Below are 201 nucleotides of genomic sequence, written 5' to 3' on the forward strand. Positions count from 1 at the left end.
AGTGCGATTGCGACGACCCTCGTCTCCTTGGTCGCCAGCTTTCGCGACAACCAGTCCGTTCCGGGGTGTCGGCTTCTGCGCCGGACCATGATCTGCGCCATGGCGCCGAGATAGAGCAGGCAGCGAATGTATCGGTTGCCCATCTTCGATATGCCTCCGCTTCTCGGCTTGCCGCCGGTCGAGTGTTGCTTTGGCGTGAGG

The 201-nt window shown here is 62.2% G+C and carries 1 protein-coding gene; it reads right to left on the reverse strand.

From position 1 onward, the window contains the following. On the reverse strand, positions 1 to 201 hold a 201-nt coding region (locus tag E1297_RS00005), incomplete at both ends, for a transposase (RefSeq protein WP_155132440.1).

Source organism: Roseibium sp. RKSG952 (genome assembly GCF_009711355.1).